This is a genomic window from Pseudomonas sp. S3_G06 (genome assembly GCF_054667565.1).
In genome coordinates, this window is the sequence record NZ_CP162738.1 from 1,456,060 (window position 1) to 1,473,068 (window position 17,009).

Here is a 17,009-nt window from a genome sequence, read left to right on the forward strand (position 1 = left end):
TCCTTTCGCAAATTCGCAAGGTTCATATCAGACCGCTACCAGCACGATGGCGCCGATCACCAGCACGGCACCAGCAGCCATCGAGGCGGCGTACCAACGCAGTTGACCGGTCTCGGTGCGGCTCAGGGCGGTGTGACCACCCTTGGCCATACGCGGGATCAGACCGATGGTCTGGTCGAGCGGGTCTTTGCGCAGTACATGGCTGATCGCAAGGTACGGCTTGACGAACAGTTTGTCGTAGATCCAGTCGAAGCCCCAGGCAGCGAACCACCAGGCCGAAAGGAAACGGCCGATGCCGCTGTTGGCGATTGCCGTGACGAAGCGACGCTTGCCGAGGAACAGCAGCGCTGCCAGCAGGATACCGGCCAGGGCGATGGCGCCCGAGGCGATTTCCAGACTGTGCTTGGCTTCGCCACCGGCATGGCCAACGCTTTGCGGCAGTACGCCGTGCAGCGGCGGCACGATCATCGCGCCGACGAAAGTCGATAGCACGATCAGTACCGACAGAGGCAGCCAGTGGGCAATGCCGTGGCCGGCGTGGGCTTCGGTCTTGGCTTCACCGTGGAACGCGATGAAGATCAGGCGGAAGGTGTACAGCGACGTCATGAACGCACCGACCAGACCTGCGTAAAGCAGACCCTGGTTGCCGCTGGCAAACGCTTCCCAGAGGATTTCGTCCTTGGAGTAGAAACCTGCGGTAACCAGTGGCAGAGCGGCCAGCGCGGCACCACCGACGATGAAGCTGGCGTAGGCCAGTGGCAATTTCTTCCACAGACCGCCCATCTTGAAGATGTTCTGCTCGTGGTGGCAGGCAACAATCACCGCACCGGACGCAAGGAACAGCAGGGCCTTGAAGAAGGCGTGGGTCATCAGGTGGAAGATCGCGCCTTCCCAGGCGCCAACGCCCAGCGCCAGGAACATGTAGCCGATCTGGCTCATGGTCGAGTAGGCGAGGATACGTTTGATGTCGGTCTGCACCAGCGCGGCGAAACCGGCCAGTACCAGGGTCACGCCACCGACGATGCCGACGAGGTGCAGGATGTCCGGCGCCAGCGCAAACAGACCGTGGGTACGGGCAATCAGGTAGACACCGGCGGTTACCATGGTCGCGGCGTGGATCAGTGCCGAAACCGGGGTAGGGCCGGCCATTGCGTCAGCGAGCCAGGTTTGCAGTGGCAACTGCGCCGATTTACCGACAGCACCGCCGAGCAGCATCAGGGTTGCCAGAACGATCCAGAAGTCGCCGACCTTGAAGTGCTCCGGCGCACGTACCAGCAGTTCCTGGACGTTCAACGTGCCCAGTTGCTGGAACAGGATGAACAGGCCGATGGCCATGAACACGTCGCCGATGCGGGTGACGATGAACGCCTTGAGTGCAGCGTTACCGTTGTTGCGGTTGCTGTAGTAGAAACCGATCAACAGGTACGAGCACAGGCCCACGCCTTCCCAACCGAAGTAGATGAACAGCAGGTTATCGCCGAGGATCAGGAACAGCATGCTGGCGATGAACAGGTTGGTGTACGAGAAGAAGCGCGAGTAACCGTCTTCGCCACGCATGTACCAGGACGCGAACAGGTGGATCAGGAAGCCGACGCCGACGACCACGCCGAGCATGGTCACCGACAGGCCATCCAGGTACAGCGCGAAGTTCGGCTGGAAGCCTTCCACCGACATCCAGCGCCACAGCACCTGGGTGTACACGCCACCCTCCGGCGGTGCGACGTTGAATTGCCAGATCACGTAAGCGGTGACGATAGCCGACAGGCCGATCGAACCGACACCGATCAGCGCCGAGAGGTTTTCCGAGAAGCGGCCGCGCGAGAACGACAGCAACAGGAACCCGATCAGAGGGAATACGAAAGTCAGAAAGAGTAGGTTCATCCGCGCATCTCACTGGCAGCGTCGATATCGAGCGTGTGGAAGCGGCGATACAGTTGCAGCAGAATCGCCAGGCCAATACTGGCCTCGGCCGCTGCAAGGCTGATCACCAGGATGAACATGATCTGTCCATCCGGCTGCGCCCAGCGGGCGCCCGCAACGATGAAGGCCAGGGCAGAGGCGTTCATCATCACTTCCAGACTCATCAACACGAACAAAATGTTGCGGCGGACCATCAGGCCGACCAGACCAAGGCAGAACAGGATGCCGGCGACGGCTAAACCATGTTCGAGAGGGATAGCAGGCATGTCTTACTCCTTCGCCTCGTTACGGCCCAAATGGAACGCCGTGACGGCTGCAGCGAGCAGCAGCATCGAGGCGAGTTCGACCACCAGCAGGTACGGGCCGAACAGGCTGATGCCCACGGCTTTCGCGTCTACGGTGGTGTGGCCGATGGCCTGGCCGCTCTGGTGAGCGAACAGCACATACAGCAGTTCGGCCAGCAGCAGCGCGGCAAGAATCACCGGTCCTGCCCAGATGCCGGGCTTGAGCCAGGTGCGTTCCTGCTGCACCGAGGCCGGGCCGAGGTTGAGCATCATCACCACGAACACGAACAGCACCATGATGGCACCGGCGTAGGCGATCACTTCCAGCACACCGGCGAACGGCGCGCCAAGGGCGAAGAAAGTCATGGCCACGGCGATCAACGAGATGATCAGGTAGAGCAGGGCGTGCACGGGGTTGGTGTTGGTGACCACACGCAGCGTGGACACCACAGCAATACCCGATGCGAAATAGAAAGCGAATTCCATCGTTCTTCCTTAAGGCAGCAAGCTCTTCACGTTGATCGGTTCGGCTTCGTTCTGCGCAGCGCCTTTCGGCTTGCCAGCGATTGCCATACCTGCAACACGATAGAAGTTGTAATCAGGGTTTTTGCCGGGGCCGGAGATCAGCAGATCTTCTTTCTCGTACACCAGGTCCTGACGTTTGAACTCGGCCATCTCGAAATCCGGGGTCAACTGGATCGCGGTGGTCGGGCAGGCTTCCTCGCAGAGACCGCAGAAAATGCAGCGCGAGAAGTTGATCCGGAAGAAGTCCGGGTACCAGCGACCGTCTTCGGTTTCAGCTTTCTGCAGCGAGATGCAACCCACCGGGCAAGCCACGGCGCACAGGTTGCAGGCCACGCAGCGTTCTTCACCATCGGGGTCGCGGGTCAGGACGATGCGGCCACGGTAACGCGGCGGCAGGTAGACCTGCTCCTCGGGGTATTGCAGGGTGTCGCGCTTGCGAAAGCCATGGCCGAAAACCATGACCAGGCTGCGCAACTGGGTACCGGTACCCTTAACGATGTCGCCAATATATTTGAACATGGGTCAAATCCTCACTGAACCGCAACCGCAGGCGTGTTCAACAACACAACCGCAGCGGTCACCAGCAAATTGATCAGGGTCAGTGGCAGGCAGAATTTCCAGCTGAAATCCATCACCTGGTCATAACGCGGACGCGGGATGGAAGCGCGCAGCAGGATGAACAGCATGATGAAGAACGCGGTCTTCAGTGCGAACCAGACGAAGGACAGTTGCGGCAGGATGCCGAACGGACCGTGCCAGCCACCGAAGAACAGGGTGACCAGCAGCGCCGAGATCAGGATGATGCCGATGTATTCACCGACGAAGAACATGCCCCATTTCATACCGGCGTATTCAATGTGGTAACCGTCGGCCAGTTCCTGTTCCGCTTCCGGCTGGTCGAACGGGTGACGGTGAGTCACGGCGACGCCAGCGATGAAGAAGGTACAGAAGCCGAAGAACTGCGGAATGATGAACCACAGGTTCTGCGCCTGGTATTCGACGATGTCGCGCATGTTGAACGAGCCGACCTGCACCACGATGCCCATCAGGGCCAGGCCCATGAACACTTCGTAGGACACGGTCTGCGCCGAGGCACGCAAGCTGCCGAGCAGGGCGAACTTGTTGTTGCTCGACCAGCCGGCGAACAGCACCGCATACACCGACAGACCGGCCATGGCGAAGAAGAACAGCAGGCCGATGTTCAGATCCGCCACGCCCCAGGTCGGGGTGATCGGGATGATCGCGAAGGCGATCAGCAGGGCGGACATGGCCACCACCGGCGCCAGGGTGAAGATCACCTTGTCGGCAAACGGCGGGGTCCAGTCTTCCTTGAAGAACATCTTCAGCATGTCGGCGGCGATCTGGAACATGCCGAACGGGCCAACGCGGTTCGGACCGTAACGGTCCTGCCACCAGCCCAGCAGGCGACGTTCGACAAAGCTGAGCAAGGCGCCTGCAACCACTACGGCCAGCAGGATCACGATGGCTTTGATGACCGTCAGGATCACATCGATCACTTCAGGGGTGAACCAGGTCATTGCGCTGCCTCCTGCAGACCGTCGACGGACACGCCGGCGAATGCCGGTGGAATGCCGGCGATGCCCGCAGGCAATGCCACCAGACCGGCGCCCAGTTCTTCATTGATGCGCAGCGGCAGACGCAATTTCTGGCCGGCCACGTTCAGGCTCAGCAGGGCACCGTCGTTGACGCCGAGGCGATCCGCTTCGGATTTCGCCAGCGCAACGTAAGGTGCCGGGATGCGTTCCTGTACCGGGGCGGCTTTCGAAGAGTTTTCTTCGCTGCCGAACAGGTGGAAGAACGGCACGGCTTGCCAGGTACCCGGCGCCGGATTGAATGCGCGCGGAGCAGCAGCGAACCAGCTCAGCGAATCACCGGTGCTTTCGATCAGGCGTGTGCCAGGGTCGCCAGCACGCAGATGACCACCGACTTCGTCCTGGAACTTGTTCCACGCTTGTGGCGAGTTCCAGCCCGGCGACCATGCGAATGGCACCTGCTGACGCGGTTCGGCGGAGCCCGAGTAACCTTCCATGGAGAAGGCGAATGCGGTGTCCTGGTCTTGCGGGGTACGTGGTTCGTGAACGCTGATGTCGGCGCGCATGGCGGTGCGACCGGAATAACGCAGCGGCTCACGGGCCAGTTTCAGACCCTTGATGCGGAAAGCAGCCGACGGTGCAGCATCGACGATGCGCGCAAGTTGCGCGGTGCTCGAGGCAACGGCGGCGGTGACGTGGTCGAGTTGCGTCCAGTCGATCGGCTGGTTCAGCAGGGTCGCGCGCAGGGCGTGCAGCCAGCGCCAGCCTTCGTGCACCAGAATGCTCGCGTCCATGTATTGCGGATCGAAAACCTGGAAGAAGCGCTGGGCGCGGCCTTCCTGGCTGACCAGCGTACCGTCGCCCTCGGCGAAGCTCGCCGCTGGCAGAACCAGGTGCGCGCGATCAGTGGTGGCGGTTTTCTGATGGTCAGCGACGATCACCACTTTAGCGGCGTTCAGTGCAGCATCGACCTTGGCGTTGGCAGTGCGGGTGTACAGATCGTTTTCCAGCACGACGATAGCGTCGGCCTTGCCATCGATGACCGCTTGCAGCGCGGCGTCGACCGATTCGCCACCGAGCATGGCCAGACCGAGGCTGTTGGCCTCCGGCACGATCAGGCTGATCGAACCGTTCTTCTCGCGCAGCTTCAGCGCTTTGGCGATGTTCGCGGCAGCTTCGATCAGGGCTTTGGAGCCCAGCGAAGTACCGGCGATGATCAGCGGGCGCTTGGCGGCGAGCAGGGCATCGGCAATGCGCTGCGCCAGTTCCAGGGCTTCGGCGTCCAGGCCTTCGACGGCTGGTGCGCTGGCATCCAGAGCATGCGCAACGGCGAAACCGATGCGCGCCAGATCGTCGGGAGCGGCGTGTACGCACTCTTCGGCAACGTCGTCGAGCTTGGTTTCGGCGAGGCTGGCGATGAACAGCGGGTTCAGCGCGTGCTGGCCGATGTTCTTCACCGCCGCGTCGAGCCAAGGCTGGACGCGCATGGCTTCGGCCATGTCTTCAGCCTTGCCCTTGACCGACTGACGCAGAGCCAGCGCCATACGCGCGGCGGTCTGGGTCAGGTCTTCGCCGAGGACGAAAATCGCGTCGTGGTCTTCGATGTCGCGCATGTTCGGCACTGGCAGCGGGCTGTCGTTCAGCACCTGCAGGACCAGACGGATGCGCTCCAGCTCGGAGGCTTCGATACCCGAATAGAAGTGCTCGGCACCAACCAGTTCGCGCAACGCGTAGTTGCTTTCGAGGCTGGCACGCGGCGAACCGATGCCGACGATGTTGCGCCCGCGCAGCAGGTCGGCGGCTTTGTCCAGCGCAGCGTCGAGGCTGAGCTTGGTGCCATCGGCCAGCAGCGGCTGACGTGGACGGTCAGTGCGGTTCACGTAGCCATAACCGAAACGGCCACGGTCGCAGAGGAAATACTGGTTCACCGAACCGTTGAAACGGTTTTCGATGCGACGCAGCTCACCGTAACGCTCGCCCGGGGAAATGTTGCAACCGCTCGAGCAGCCATGGCAGATGCTCGGGGCGAACTGCATGTCCCACTTGCGGTTGTAGCGCTCGGAGTGGGTCTTGTCGGTGAACACACCGGTCGGGCAGACCTCGGTGAGGTTGCCGGAGAACTCGCTTTCGAGGGTGCCGTCTTCAACGCGACCGAAGTACACGTTGTCGTGGGCGCCGAATACACCGAGGTCGGTGCCGCCGGCGTAGTCCTTGTAGAAACGCACGCAGCGGTAGCAGGCGATGCAGCGGTTCATTTCGTGGGAAATGAACGGGCCCAGCTGCTGGTTCTGGTGGGTGCGTTTGCTGAAGCGATAACGGCGCTCGTTGTGGCCGGTCATCACTGTCATGTCTTGCAGGTGGCAGTGACCGCCTTCCTCGCACACCGGGCAGTCGTGCGGGTGGTTGGTCATCAGCCATTCGACAACGCTGGCGCGGAACGCCTTGGATTCTTCATCGTCGATGGAGATCCAGGTGTTGTCGGTGGCGGGGGTCATGCAGGACATGACGATACGACCACGGGTGTCGTTCTCGTCGGTGTACTGCTTGACCGCGCACTGGCGGCAGGCCCCGACGCTACCAAGCGCGGGGTGCCAGCAGAAATATGGAATGTCGAGGCCCAGCGACAGACATGCCTGTAACAGGTTGTCTGCCCCGTCGACTTCGAGCGCTTTGCCGTCTACGTGGATAGTGGCCATGGTTCAAAGGTCTTCGTTGGCCCGGTGTCAGCGGGCGTGGCTAATGGAATCTTGTTATGCGTCCGAATCCAAACAGCCCCGAAGGGCGTCATCGGACGAAAGGCGAAGGGCACGGACCCTTCGCCTTATTAAGCGTTTACGCGCCGACTACGATCGGCCTTGCCAGAGGCGGGACGGCGGCGCTGACAGGCGCAATACCGGCTTCGAACTCTGGACGGAAGTATTTGATCGCGCTGCCCAGCGGCTCCACGGCACCCGGTGCGTGAGCACAGAAGGTCTTGCCCGGGCCGAGGAAACCGACCAGACCCAGCAGGGTCTCGATGTCGCCCGGCTGGCCCTTGCCCTGTTCGATGGCCATCAGGAGCTTGACGCTCCATGGCAGACCATCGCGGCACGGGGTGCAGAAACCGCAGGATTCGCGAGCGAAGAACTGCTCCATGTTGCGCAGCAGCGAGACCATGTTGACGCTGTCATCCACCGCCATCGCCAGACCCGTACCCATCCGGGTGCCGACCTTGGCGATGCCGCCGGCATACATTTGTGCGTCGAGGTGCTCGGGCAGGAGGAAACCGGTACCGGCACCGCCTGGCTGCCAGGCCTTGAGTTTGAAGCCGTCGCGCATGCCGCCGGCGTAGTCTTCGAACAGTTCACGACCGGTGACGCCGAATGGCAGTTCCCACAGGCCCGGGTTCTTGACCTTGCCGGAGAAGCCCATGAGCTTGGTGCCCATGTCTTCGGAACCTTCGCGGGCCAACGATTTGTACCAGTCAACGCCGTCGGCAATGATCGCCGGCACGTTGCACAGGGTTTCGACGTTGTTCACGCAGGTCGGCTTGCCCCACACGCCCACGGCGGCAGGGAAGGGCGGCTTGGAGCGCGGGTTGGCGCGGCGGCCTTCGAGGGAGTTGATCAGTGCGGTTTCTTCACCGCAGATGTAACGTCCGGCGCCGGTGTGGACGAACAGCTCGAAATCGAAACCCGAACCTAGAATGTTCTTGCCCAGCAGGCCGGCCGCCTTGGCTTCTTCCACGGCACGGTTGAGGTGCTTGGCGGCGGTGGTGTATTCGCCGCGCAGGAAGATGTAGCCACGGTAGGTTTTCAGCGCGCGGGCACTGATCAACATGCCTTCGATCAGCAGATGGGGCAGTTGCTCCATCAGCATGCGGTCTTTCCAGGTGTTCGGCTCCATTTCATCCGCGTTGCACAGCAGGTAGCGGATGTTGATGGATTCGTCCTTGGGCATCAGGCCCCACTTCACGCCAGTGGGGAAGCCGGCGCCGCCGCGACCCTTGAGGCCAGCGTCTTTGACGGTCTGGACGATAGCGTCCTGATCCATGTCGGCGAAGGCTTTGCGTGCAGCGGCGTAACCGTTCTTGGCCTGGTACTCGTCGAGCCACACGGCTTCGCCGTCATCGCGCAGACGCCAGGTCAGCGGGTGTGTCTCGGCCGAACGCTGGATGCGGTTGGCTGGACCAAAAGATGTCAGGGTCATACGTAGCCCTCGAGCAGTTTGGCCACGCCAGCAGGCTGCACGTCGCCAAAGGTGTCGTCGTCGATCATCAGCGCCGGTGCCTTGTCGCAGTTGCCGAGGCAGCAGACGGGCAGCAGGGTGAAACGACCGTCGGCGGTGGTCTGACCCAGGCCGATGCCCAGATTGTTCTGGATTTCGTTGACCACCGACTCGTGGCCGCCGATGTAGCAGACCATGCTGTCGCAGACGCGAATGATGTGGCGGCCGACCGGTTGACGGAAGATCTGGCTGTAGAACGTCGCCACGCCTTCAACGTCGCTGGCCGGGATGCCGAGGATCTCGCCGATCGCGTACAGGGCGCCATCCGGCACCCAGCCGCGTTCCTTCTGCACGATCTTCAGGGCTTCGATCGACGCCGCGCGCGGGTCTTCGTAGTGATGCAGCTCGTGCTCGATGGCCGAGCGCTCGGTTTCACTCAAGGTGAAACGGTCTGTCTGGATAAGCGTGCTGTTCATGCTTAGCGGTCCACGTCGGCCATAACGAAGTCGATACTACCCAGGTACGCAATCAAGTCCGCGACCATGCTGCCTTTGATCACCGAAGGGATCTGTTGCAGATGCGGGAAGCTTGGAGTACGGATCCGGGTACGGTAGCTCATGGTGCCGCCGTCGCTCGTCAGGTAATAACTGTTGATGCCCTTGGTCGCTTCGATCATCTGGAAGGATTCGTTGGCCGGCATGACCGGGCCCCACGAAACCTGCAGGAAGTGCGTGATCAGGGTTTCGATGTGCTGCAGCGTGCGCTCTTTCGGCGGCGGCGTGGTCAGCGGGTGATCCGCCTTGTACGGGCCTTCCGGCATGTTGCGCATGCATTGATCGATGATCTTGATGCTCTGGCGCATCTCTTCGACGCGGACCATGCAGCGGTCATAGGCATCGCCGTTGACGGCCAGCGGCACTTCGAATTCGAAGTTCTCGTAGCCCGAATACGGACGCGCTTTACGCAGGTCGAAATCGCAACCGGTAGAACGCAGGCCGGCACCGGTGACGCCCCATTCCAGGGCTTCTTTGGTGTTGTAGGCGGCAACGCCGATGGTCCGACCCTTGAGGATGCTGTTCTGCAGGGCGGCCTTGGTGTATTCGTCCAGACGCTTGGGCATCCACTCGACGAAATCCTTGACCAGTTTTTCCCAGCCGCGCGGCAGGTCGTGGGCGACGCCGCCGATGCGGTACCAGGCCGGGTGCAGACGGAAACCGGTGATGGCTTCGATCACCGTGTACGCCTTCTGGCGGTCGGTGAAGGTGAAGAACACCGGGGTCATGGCGCCGACGTCCTGGATGTAGGTACCCAGGAAGAGCAGGTGACTGGTGATCCGGAAGAACTCTGCCATCATGATGCGGATGACGTCGACCTTCTGCGGCACCTTGATGCCGGCGAGCTTCTCGACCGAGAGCACGTACGGCAGGTTGTTCATCACGCCGCCGAGGTAGTCGATGCGGTCAGTGTACGGAATGTAGCTGTGCCAGGACTGGCGCTCGCCCATCTTCTCGGCGCCACGGTGGTGGTAACCGATGTCCGGGACGCAATCGACGATCTCTTCGCCGTCCAGCTGCAGGATGATGCGGAACGCACCGTGCGCCGAAGGGTGGTTCGGGCCGAGGTTGAGGAACATGTAGTCCTCGTTGGCACCGGAACGCTTCATGCCCCAGTCTTCCGGACGGAAGCGCGCGGCTTCCTCTTCCAGCTGCTGCTTGGCGAGGTTCAGGCTGTACGGATCGAATTCGGTGGCGCGCGCCGGGAAGTCCTTGCGCAGCGGGTGACCTTCCCAGGTCGGCGGCATCATGATGCGCGACAGGTGCGGGTGGCCTTTGAAGTCGATGCCGAACATGTCCCAGACTTCGCGCTCGTACCAGTTGGCGTTGGGCCAGATGCTGGTGACGGAAGGCATGCTGAGGTCGCCTTCGGACAAGGCCACCTTGATCATCACGTCACTATTACGCTCCAGCGACATGAGGTGATAGAACACGGTGAAATCGGCGCCGGTCGGTAGCCCTTGACGCTTGGTGCGCAGACGCTCGTCCACGCCGTGCAGGTCATAGAGCATGACGTACGGCTTGGGCAGGTTGCGCAGGAAAGTCAGGACTTCAACCAGTCTGGCACGGGCCACCCACAGCACCGGCATGCCGGTGCGGGTTGCCTGCGCGGTGAACGCTTCGGCGCCAAAACGGTTGTTCAGTTCGACGACCACATCCTGGTCGTCTGCCTTGTAAGGCGGGATGTACAGAGCACTGCCTGTAGTCATGGTTATTTTTTCGCTTTCGGTCAACGTAAAGAATGAAGCCAGCTTCTCGTTACTAAGAACAGATCTGGATCAGACTTCGTCAGGGCTGCGCAGATTGGTGACTGCGATTCGCTGTTCGCGGCGCTGTTCCTTCTGCGATGGCATGTCGGCGCGGTACACGCCTTGATCACCAACGACCCAGGAAAGCGGACGACGCTCCTGTCCAATCGATTCCTGCAACAGCATCAAGCCTTGCAGAAATGCTTCCGGACGGGGCGGGCAGCCAGGTACGTAGACGTCCACGGGCAAGAACTTGTCCACCCCTTGAACCACAGAGTAGATGTCGTACATGCCACCGGAGTTGGCGCACGAACCCATGGAGATAACCCATTTTGGTTCGAGCATTTGCTCGTAGAGACGCTGAATGATCGGCGCCATCTTGATGAAGCAGGTACCGGCGATAACCATGAAGTCGGCCTGACGCGGCGAGGCCCGGATCACTTCGGCGCCAAAGCGCGCGATGTCGTGGGGCGCCGTGAAGGCGGTGGTCATTTCCACGTAGCAGCACGACAGACCGAAGTTGTACGGCCACAGGGAGTTCTTACGTCCCCAGTTGACCGCGCCACTCAGCACGTCTTCCAGCTTGCCCATGAAAATGTTTTTGTGGACTTGATCTTCTAACGGATCGGCAACGGTTTCCCGCTGGCCAATCGGATACTGCTCGTTAGGAGCATCGGGGTCGATCCTGGTGAGATTGTATTGCATTGCCAAAGCCTCATTGTTTCAGCTTCGCCTGCCGCTTGCGACGAGCTTCCGGAGCCCAGTCAAGGGCGCCCACTCGGAACAGGTAGACAAGACCTGCCAACAGAATTGCTATGAAAACGAGAGCTTCGACGAATCCGGTCCAGCCGCTTTCGCGGACGGACACAGACCATGCAAAGAGAAAGAGGGCTTCGATATCGAAGATCACGAAGAGCATCGCGACCAGATAGAATTTGGCTGAGAGCCGCAAGCGGGCGCCACCGGTAGGTAGCATGCCCGACTCGAACGGTTCGTTTTTGCTGCGACCCCAGGCTTTTGACCCGAGGAGGCTGGAGACGCCAAGCATGAAGGCACACAGGCCGACGACACCCAGAAGGAAAATGGCAAAGCCCCAGTTGTGGGCCATGAGTCCTGTCGCTTCGGGCATGCTGGTAATCCTTAACAGAGAGCAAAGGTCTCTGAGCTTGATAAAGAAATAAGGCAGTGACGATATGTCGCAGCAATCAATCGGGCTGATTTTATGGCTAAACACCCGGCAAGTAAAATTCCAAAGGCGAAATTATTTACCGGATTAAGGACATAGCGCTTGTCCGCAGCCCTGCGGCCCATGCGTTGCGGGCATTAGCCGGGTTTCCATCAATTATGTTTTGTAGAGTTTGCAACGAACATAGTTGCGGCTAAATGATAATTAATATCGTTTGGCGTGGTTTTGTAACTGTTTAACGAGTGAGTGGCTGGGAAGTTGTCTTACTTGCGCGTTACTGCAAGTAGCGAAGCCTACCGTTTTAACGGAAATTTCTGACGCTTGTAGCGCTTCAGATCAATGTTTCTTCTCGCGGCTGACGGTAGCCCTGTGGGAGCGAGCCTGCTCGCGAAAGCGAAGGATCAGCCTCCAGATGTGCAAGCTGACTTATCGCCTTCGCGAGCAGGCTCGCTCCCACAGGGGATTTGTAGTGTCTTTGAGATTCCAACAGGCAAAAAAACGCCCCGATCCAGTCGGGGCGTCAGTCTTGCGGCTCTGCGGTTAGCTTTTTATTCGATCCGCAAAGGCCGTTTGCTCAGGTGAGGCCGAATCAGTGGAACTGTTCTTCTTCGGTCGAACCGGTCAGCGCGGTCACCGAGGACGAGCCGCCCTGGATCACGGTGGTCATGTCGTCGAAGTAGCCAGTGCCCACTTCCTGCTGGTGCGCAACGAAGGTGTAGCCCTTGGCGGCGTCAGCGAATTCCTGCTCTTGCAGCTTCACGTAGGCAGTCATGTCGTTGCGGGCGTAGTCGTGCGCCAGGTTGAACATGCTGTGCCACATGTTGTGAATGCCGGCCAGGGTGATGAACTGATGCTTGTAGCCCATGGCGGACAGTTCGCGCTGGAACTTGGCGATGGTTGCGTCGTCCAGGTTCTTCTTCCAGTTGAAGGAAGGCGAGCAGTTGTACGACAGCAGCTGGTCCGGGTATTCCTTCTTGATCGCTTCAGCGAAGCGACGTGCTTCTTCCAGATCCGGCTTGGCGGTTTCGCACCAGATCAGGTCGGCGTACGGTGCGTAAGCCAGGCCACGGGCGATCGCTTGATCCAGGCCGGCACGTACCTTGTAGAAACCTTCCTGAGTACGCTCGCCGGTCACGAATGGCTGATCGTACGGGTCGCAGTCGGAGGTCAGCAGGTCAGCCGCGTTGGCGTCGGTGCGGGCCAGAATGATGGTCGGCGTGCCGGCAACGTCAGCGGCCAGACGCGCAGCGGTCAGCTTCTGTACGGCTTCCTGGGTCGGCACCAGAACCTTGCCGCCCATGTGGCCGCATTTCTTCACCGAAGCCAGTTGGTCTTCGAAGTGAACGCCGGCGGCGCCTGCTTCGATCATGCTCTTCATCAGCTCGTAGGCGTTGAGTACGCCGCCGAAACCGGCTTCAGCGTCGGCGACGATTGGTGCGAAGTAATCGATGTAGCCGTCGTCGCCCGGGTTTTTGCCGGCTTTCCACTGGATCTGGTCAGCACGACGGAACGAGTTGTTGATGCGCTTGACCACGGTTGGCACCGAGTCCACCGGGTACAGCGACTGGTCCGGGTACATCGATTCTGCGGAGTTGTTGTCCGCAGCCACCTGCCAGCCGGACAGGTAGATCGCCTGGATACCGGCCTTGACCTGCTGAACAGCCTGGCCGCCGGTCAGGGCGCCCATGCAGTTGACGAAATCTTTCTCTGGACGGAAGGACGGCTTGGCACCCTGGGTGACCAGGTTCCACAGCTTCTCGGCGCCCATCTTCGCGAAGGTGTGCTCTGGCTGAACCGAGCCACGCAGGCGGACCACGTCGGCAGCGGAGTAAGTGCGAGTCACGCCTTTCCAGCGCGGGTTCTCGGCCCAGTCTTTTTCGAGGGCTGCAATTTGCTGTTCGCGTGTCAGTGCCATGGAGATAAACCTCGTCGCGTCTTTTATGAAAAGTTGTTCTGCGGTGGAAAATTCCTGCGCTCGCTGACCAGAAGCTTAGGTGGTCAAGTCGGATTCGGCGGGGTAGGCGACGGGATGAACGATGGGCTCGAGGGGAAGTGAGCAGGTAGTGGCGGACTGCGGGGCGCATGCGGGCGTCGTGGGCCTTTATACGGACAACAGCGTGAAGCCGGGTTACCTAAATACGCTTCCGTCCCTCGGGACAACTTCGTTCCAGTCGGCAACCTCGTCAAACACACCTTTTGGGCGGTACAGACACGAAACGGCTCGCGGGGTAGGTGCGAGCGGCGCTTCGAAGGCCCTTGCCAGGGCCTCTGATTAGCGGGAGCGAGGCCATCATGCCTTCGCTTTTTTTTCGCGTCAAACGTTTTGTAGTGCTTTTTTCCAAGCACTACATCTTTCGTCTAATACGACTAATCAGTCAGTTTTCGGTGCTTTAGTCCAGCGTGTCGACTTTCACCCGCAAGGTCATGTCATCCCGGCCTTGAGTCGAGTAGCTGCGGGTCAGGCCCTGTTTATCGGCCTGAGTCTGGCTATTGACGCCTGCCAGAGTGATCCATTCACCGAGGCGCCCGGTGACGGTTGTGTCGGTGCTTTGCACGTTCACTACATCGGGACGTTCCTGGCTCATGCGGTCACGGTTGGTACTGATCGCCAGATGAACGGTCTCGCCGGTGACGCTGGCGGTGACGTAGAAACCCTGGGTGACGTTGCGGTATTGGGTCTCGCTGCTGTAACCGCCGTAGGAATCGCTCTGGGTGTTGGTGATCGGCACGCTCTGGCCGACCTGGATCAGCGCCGGAGTGCCTTCGCTGGTCTGCACTTGCTGAACGCCGCCGTTGCGGCTGGTGGTGCTGCGGCTGATGATCCGGGTCTGGCTCGGCTGGGCGCCATTGACCGCATAACCTTCGTCGCCGCGGCCATTGTTTTCGTTGGTGTCGACGGTGATCAGCAAGCGCTTCGGCGCGGTATCGAGTTGCGCCAGCAGATCCTTCAACTCCTGAATCTTGCCCGGCTCGGCCTTGACGATCAGCTGATTGCCGTAAGCGCTGACCTGACCGTCCTGGCCGATGAAATCCTGCGCCACTGGCAACATGTCAGCGCTGGTGTGGTATTTGAGGGGGACGATTTCTGTGGCTGCCAGCACCGAAAAACTGCAGCCGAGCAGCAGGGTGGTGAGCAGGGTGCGTAGGGACATGTCCGTTATCTCCGCGTTCGAAAGGCTTGATATTGCCAGTTTGTCGGCCCGGGGTGGGGCAAGTTGAATCGTAGACAGCAAAACGCCCCGGCATCGGTGGATGGCGGGGCGTTTGGTGGTGTTCTTGCGGCCTTTTGTGGTGAGGGGATTTATCCCCGCTCGGCTGCGCAGCAGTCGCCGACCCAGCGCGCTCGATTTAACTGACTCACCGAGTTTGCTGGATTTGGGGCTGCTTCGCACCCCAGCGGGGATAAATCCCCTCGCCACAGGGATCTAGAGGTCTCGGAATCAGGCCGAATGCCGAACCATGTCGACATGCGGAATCCCGGCCTCAAGAAACTCTTCGCTGACCAGACTGAAACCCAGGCGTTCATAGAACGCCGTGGCCTGCACCTGAGCGCTGAGCTTCTGTTGCTTCAAACCGCGTGCTTCAGCTTCGGCAATCACCGCTTGCATCAGCGCATCACCGACCTTCATTCCGCGCCAGTCTTTGAGCACCGAAACCCGGCCGATGTGCCCATCAGGCAGCAAGCGCGCAGTGCCGATCGGGAAGTCGCCTTCGAACGCCAGGAAATGCACGGCGCTCGCGTCATCTGCGTCCCACTCAAGCTCGGGTGGTACCGATTGTTCGGCGATGAACACCGTTTCACGAATGCGCCGGATCTCGGCGATATCCTTCTGCCAGTCTGCGACACGAACGCGAATTTTATTCATCGGCGAACCCCAGGCTCCCTTGCTTGACCAGTTCGCAAAGCAGGCTGCGACCGTCTTCGTCGCTCAGCCACTCGCCGAGGTTGTCGGCGTGCAGGGCGTCAGCGGCGCAGATCAGCTTCAGCAGTTCGCGCAGCTTGCCCGGCAGGTAACGGCTCTGGCCACTGGCGAACAGCAGCAGATCGTCGTCGACTTCCGACCAGGCCAGGCGCGCGCTCGGGTTGCGGATCAGCACGGCGCCGTCCTGCAGGGCGGCGAGGAAGTCTTCTTCTTCGACGTCTTCCGGGCCGACCACCAGTTCCGGGTAGCGCGGCTCGGTCATGTACTGGCCGAACCAGGTCAGCAGCAGACGCTCATCGCTCATGTGCTCGGCGAGCAGGCTTTTCAGGCGATCCAGCGCATCGTGTTGAATCTGGTGCGGATCGACCGCCGGCTTGGCGTCGGCATCGGTGTAGCGTTCTTCGTCGGTCAGGAACTGGCTGAGGAAGTCGGTGAAGTGGGTCAGCACTTCAGCGGCGCTTGGCGCGCGGAAGCCGACCGAGTAGGTCATGCAGTTGTCGACCGCGACACCGCAATGGGCCAGGCGCGGCGGTAGGTAGAGCATGTCGCCCGGCTCCAGCACCCATTCTTCGGTCTCGTGGAATTCAGCGAGGATGCGCAGGTCGGCGTGTTGCAGCAGCGGGCTCTCGGAGTCGCACATCTGGCCGATTTTCCAGTTGCGCTTGCCGTGGCCCTGCAGCAGGAACACATCGTAATTGTCGAAATGCGGGCCGACGCTGCCACCCGGTGCGGCAAAGCTGATCATCACGTCATCGACGCGCCAGCTCGGCAGGAAGCGGAAGTTTTCCAGCAGTTCGCTGACTTCCGGCACGAACTGGTCAACCGCCTGCACCAGCAGGGTCCACTCTTTCTCTGGCAATTTGCTGAACTCGTCTTCGGCGAACGGGCCGCGACGCAGTTCCCACGGACGCTCGCCGTGCTCGATGACCAGGCGCGATTCGACTTCTTCTTCCAGGGCCAGGCCGGCCAGTTCGTCGGCGTCGATCGGGCTTTCGAAGTCAGGAATCGCCTGACGGATCAGCAGCGGTTTTTTCTGCCAGTAGTCACGCAGGAATTCGCGTGCTGTGAGGCCGCCCAGAAGTTGAAGAGGAATATCGGAATTCATATGTA

Annotated in this window: 15 protein-coding genes; all 15 read right to left on the reverse strand. The window is 60.6% G+C overall.

Annotated elements, in window-relative coordinates; translation table 11 throughout:
• Window positions 1-27: 27 nt before the first annotated feature.
• A complete protein-coding gene (gene nuoL / locus AB4N47_RS06650) occupies window positions 28-1,881 on the reverse strand; it encodes an NADH-quinone oxidoreductase subunit L (protein ID WP_024013419.1) in 1,854 nt (617 codons plus the stop codon).
• Window positions 1,878-2,186, reverse strand: coding sequence for an NADH-quinone oxidoreductase subunit NuoK (gene nuoK, locus AB4N47_RS06655; RefSeq protein WP_003180046.1), 309 nt, complete (start codon window positions 2,184-2,186; stop codon window positions 1,878-1,880). Before nuoK ends, nuoL begins: the two co-directional genes overlap by 4 nt.
• Before the next feature lie 3 nt (window positions 2,187-2,189).
• Window positions 2,190-2,690, reverse strand: coding sequence for an NADH-quinone oxidoreductase subunit J (nuoJ, locus tag AB4N47_RS06660; protein WP_007951462.1), 501 nt, complete (start codon window positions 2,688-2,690; stop codon window positions 2,190-2,192).
• Window positions 2,691-2,699: 9 nt separating this feature from the next.
• The gene (gene nuoI, locus AB4N47_RS06665; protein ID WP_016775283.1) at window positions 2,700-3,248 is read right to left on the reverse strand and encodes an NADH-quinone oxidoreductase subunit NuoI; all 549 of its coding nucleotides are present in this window, start codon (window positions 3,246-3,248) and stop codon (window positions 2,700-2,702) included.
• 11 nt (window positions 3,249-3,259) lie between these two features.
• Window positions 3,260-4,267 carry an NADH-quinone oxidoreductase subunit NuoH gene (nuoH, locus tag AB4N47_RS06670; protein WP_039763316.1) on the reverse strand — a complete coding sequence of 336 codons (1,008 nt, stop codon included), beginning with the start codon at window positions 4,265-4,267 and terminating at the stop codon, window positions 3,260-3,262.
• Window positions 4,264-6,978 (reverse strand): NADH-quinone oxidoreductase subunit NuoG, encoded by a 2,715-nt coding sequence (gene nuoG, locus AB4N47_RS06675; protein WP_341637153.1) that lies wholly within the window; start codon window positions 6,976-6,978, stop codon window positions 4,264-4,266. The genes nuoH and nuoG overlap by 4 nt, the downstream gene beginning before the upstream one ends.
• 136 nt (window positions 6,979-7,114) lie before the next feature.
• Complete coding sequence (nuoF, locus tag AB4N47_RS06680; protein ID WP_064363636.1) at window positions 7,115-8,470, reverse strand: NADH-quinone oxidoreductase subunit NuoF; 1,356 nt, start codon at window positions 8,468-8,470, stop codon at window positions 7,115-7,117.
• Entirely contained in the window at window positions 8,467-8,964 is a 498-nt protein-coding gene (gene nuoE / locus AB4N47_RS06685; protein ID WP_341637154.1) for an NADH-quinone oxidoreductase subunit NuoE, read from the reverse strand. The genes nuoF and nuoE overlap by 4 nt, the downstream gene beginning before the upstream one ends.
• A 2-nt stretch (window positions 8,965-8,966) precedes the next feature.
• Entirely contained in the window at window positions 8,967-10,751 is a 1,785-nt protein-coding gene (gene nuoC / locus AB4N47_RS06690; RefSeq protein WP_016775279.1) for an NADH-quinone oxidoreductase subunit C/D, read from the reverse strand.
• A 69-nt stretch (window positions 10,752-10,820) separates the two neighbouring features.
• Complete coding sequence (locus AB4N47_RS06695) at window positions 10,821-11,495, reverse strand: NuoB/complex I 20 kDa subunit family protein (protein ID WP_016775278.1); 675 nt, start codon at window positions 11,493-11,495, stop codon at window positions 10,821-10,823.
• Window positions 11,496-11,505: 10 nt separating this feature from the next.
• Complete coding sequence (locus tag AB4N47_RS06700) at window positions 11,506-11,919, reverse strand: NADH-quinone oxidoreductase subunit A (protein ID WP_003223812.1); 414 nt, start codon at window positions 11,917-11,919, stop codon at window positions 11,506-11,508.
• 646 nt (window positions 11,920-12,565) lie between these two features.
• On the reverse strand, window positions 12,566-13,891 hold the full coding sequence (gene aceA, locus AB4N47_RS06705; RefSeq protein WP_016775277.1) for an isocitrate lyase: 1,326 nt from the start codon (window positions 13,889-13,891) through the stop codon (window positions 12,566-12,568).
• Window positions 13,892-14,366: 475 nt separating this feature from the next.
• Window positions 14,367-15,128, reverse strand: coding sequence for a secretin N-terminal domain-containing protein (locus AB4N47_RS06710; protein WP_073471299.1), 762 nt, complete (start codon window positions 15,126-15,128; stop codon window positions 14,367-14,369).
• 288 nt (window positions 15,129-15,416) lie between these two features.
• Window positions 15,417-15,842, reverse strand: coding sequence for a GNAT family N-acetyltransferase (locus AB4N47_RS06715; RefSeq protein ID WP_341637155.1), 426 nt, complete (start codon window positions 15,840-15,842; stop codon window positions 15,417-15,419).
• On the reverse strand, window positions 15,835-17,004 hold the full coding sequence (locus AB4N47_RS06720; RefSeq protein WP_016775274.1) for a ribosomal protein uL16 3-hydroxylase: 1,170 nt from the start codon (window positions 17,002-17,004) through the stop codon (window positions 15,835-15,837). The genes AB4N47_RS06715 and AB4N47_RS06720 overlap by 8 nt, the downstream gene beginning before the upstream one ends.
• Between the last annotated feature and the right edge of the window lie 5 nt (window positions 17,005-17,009).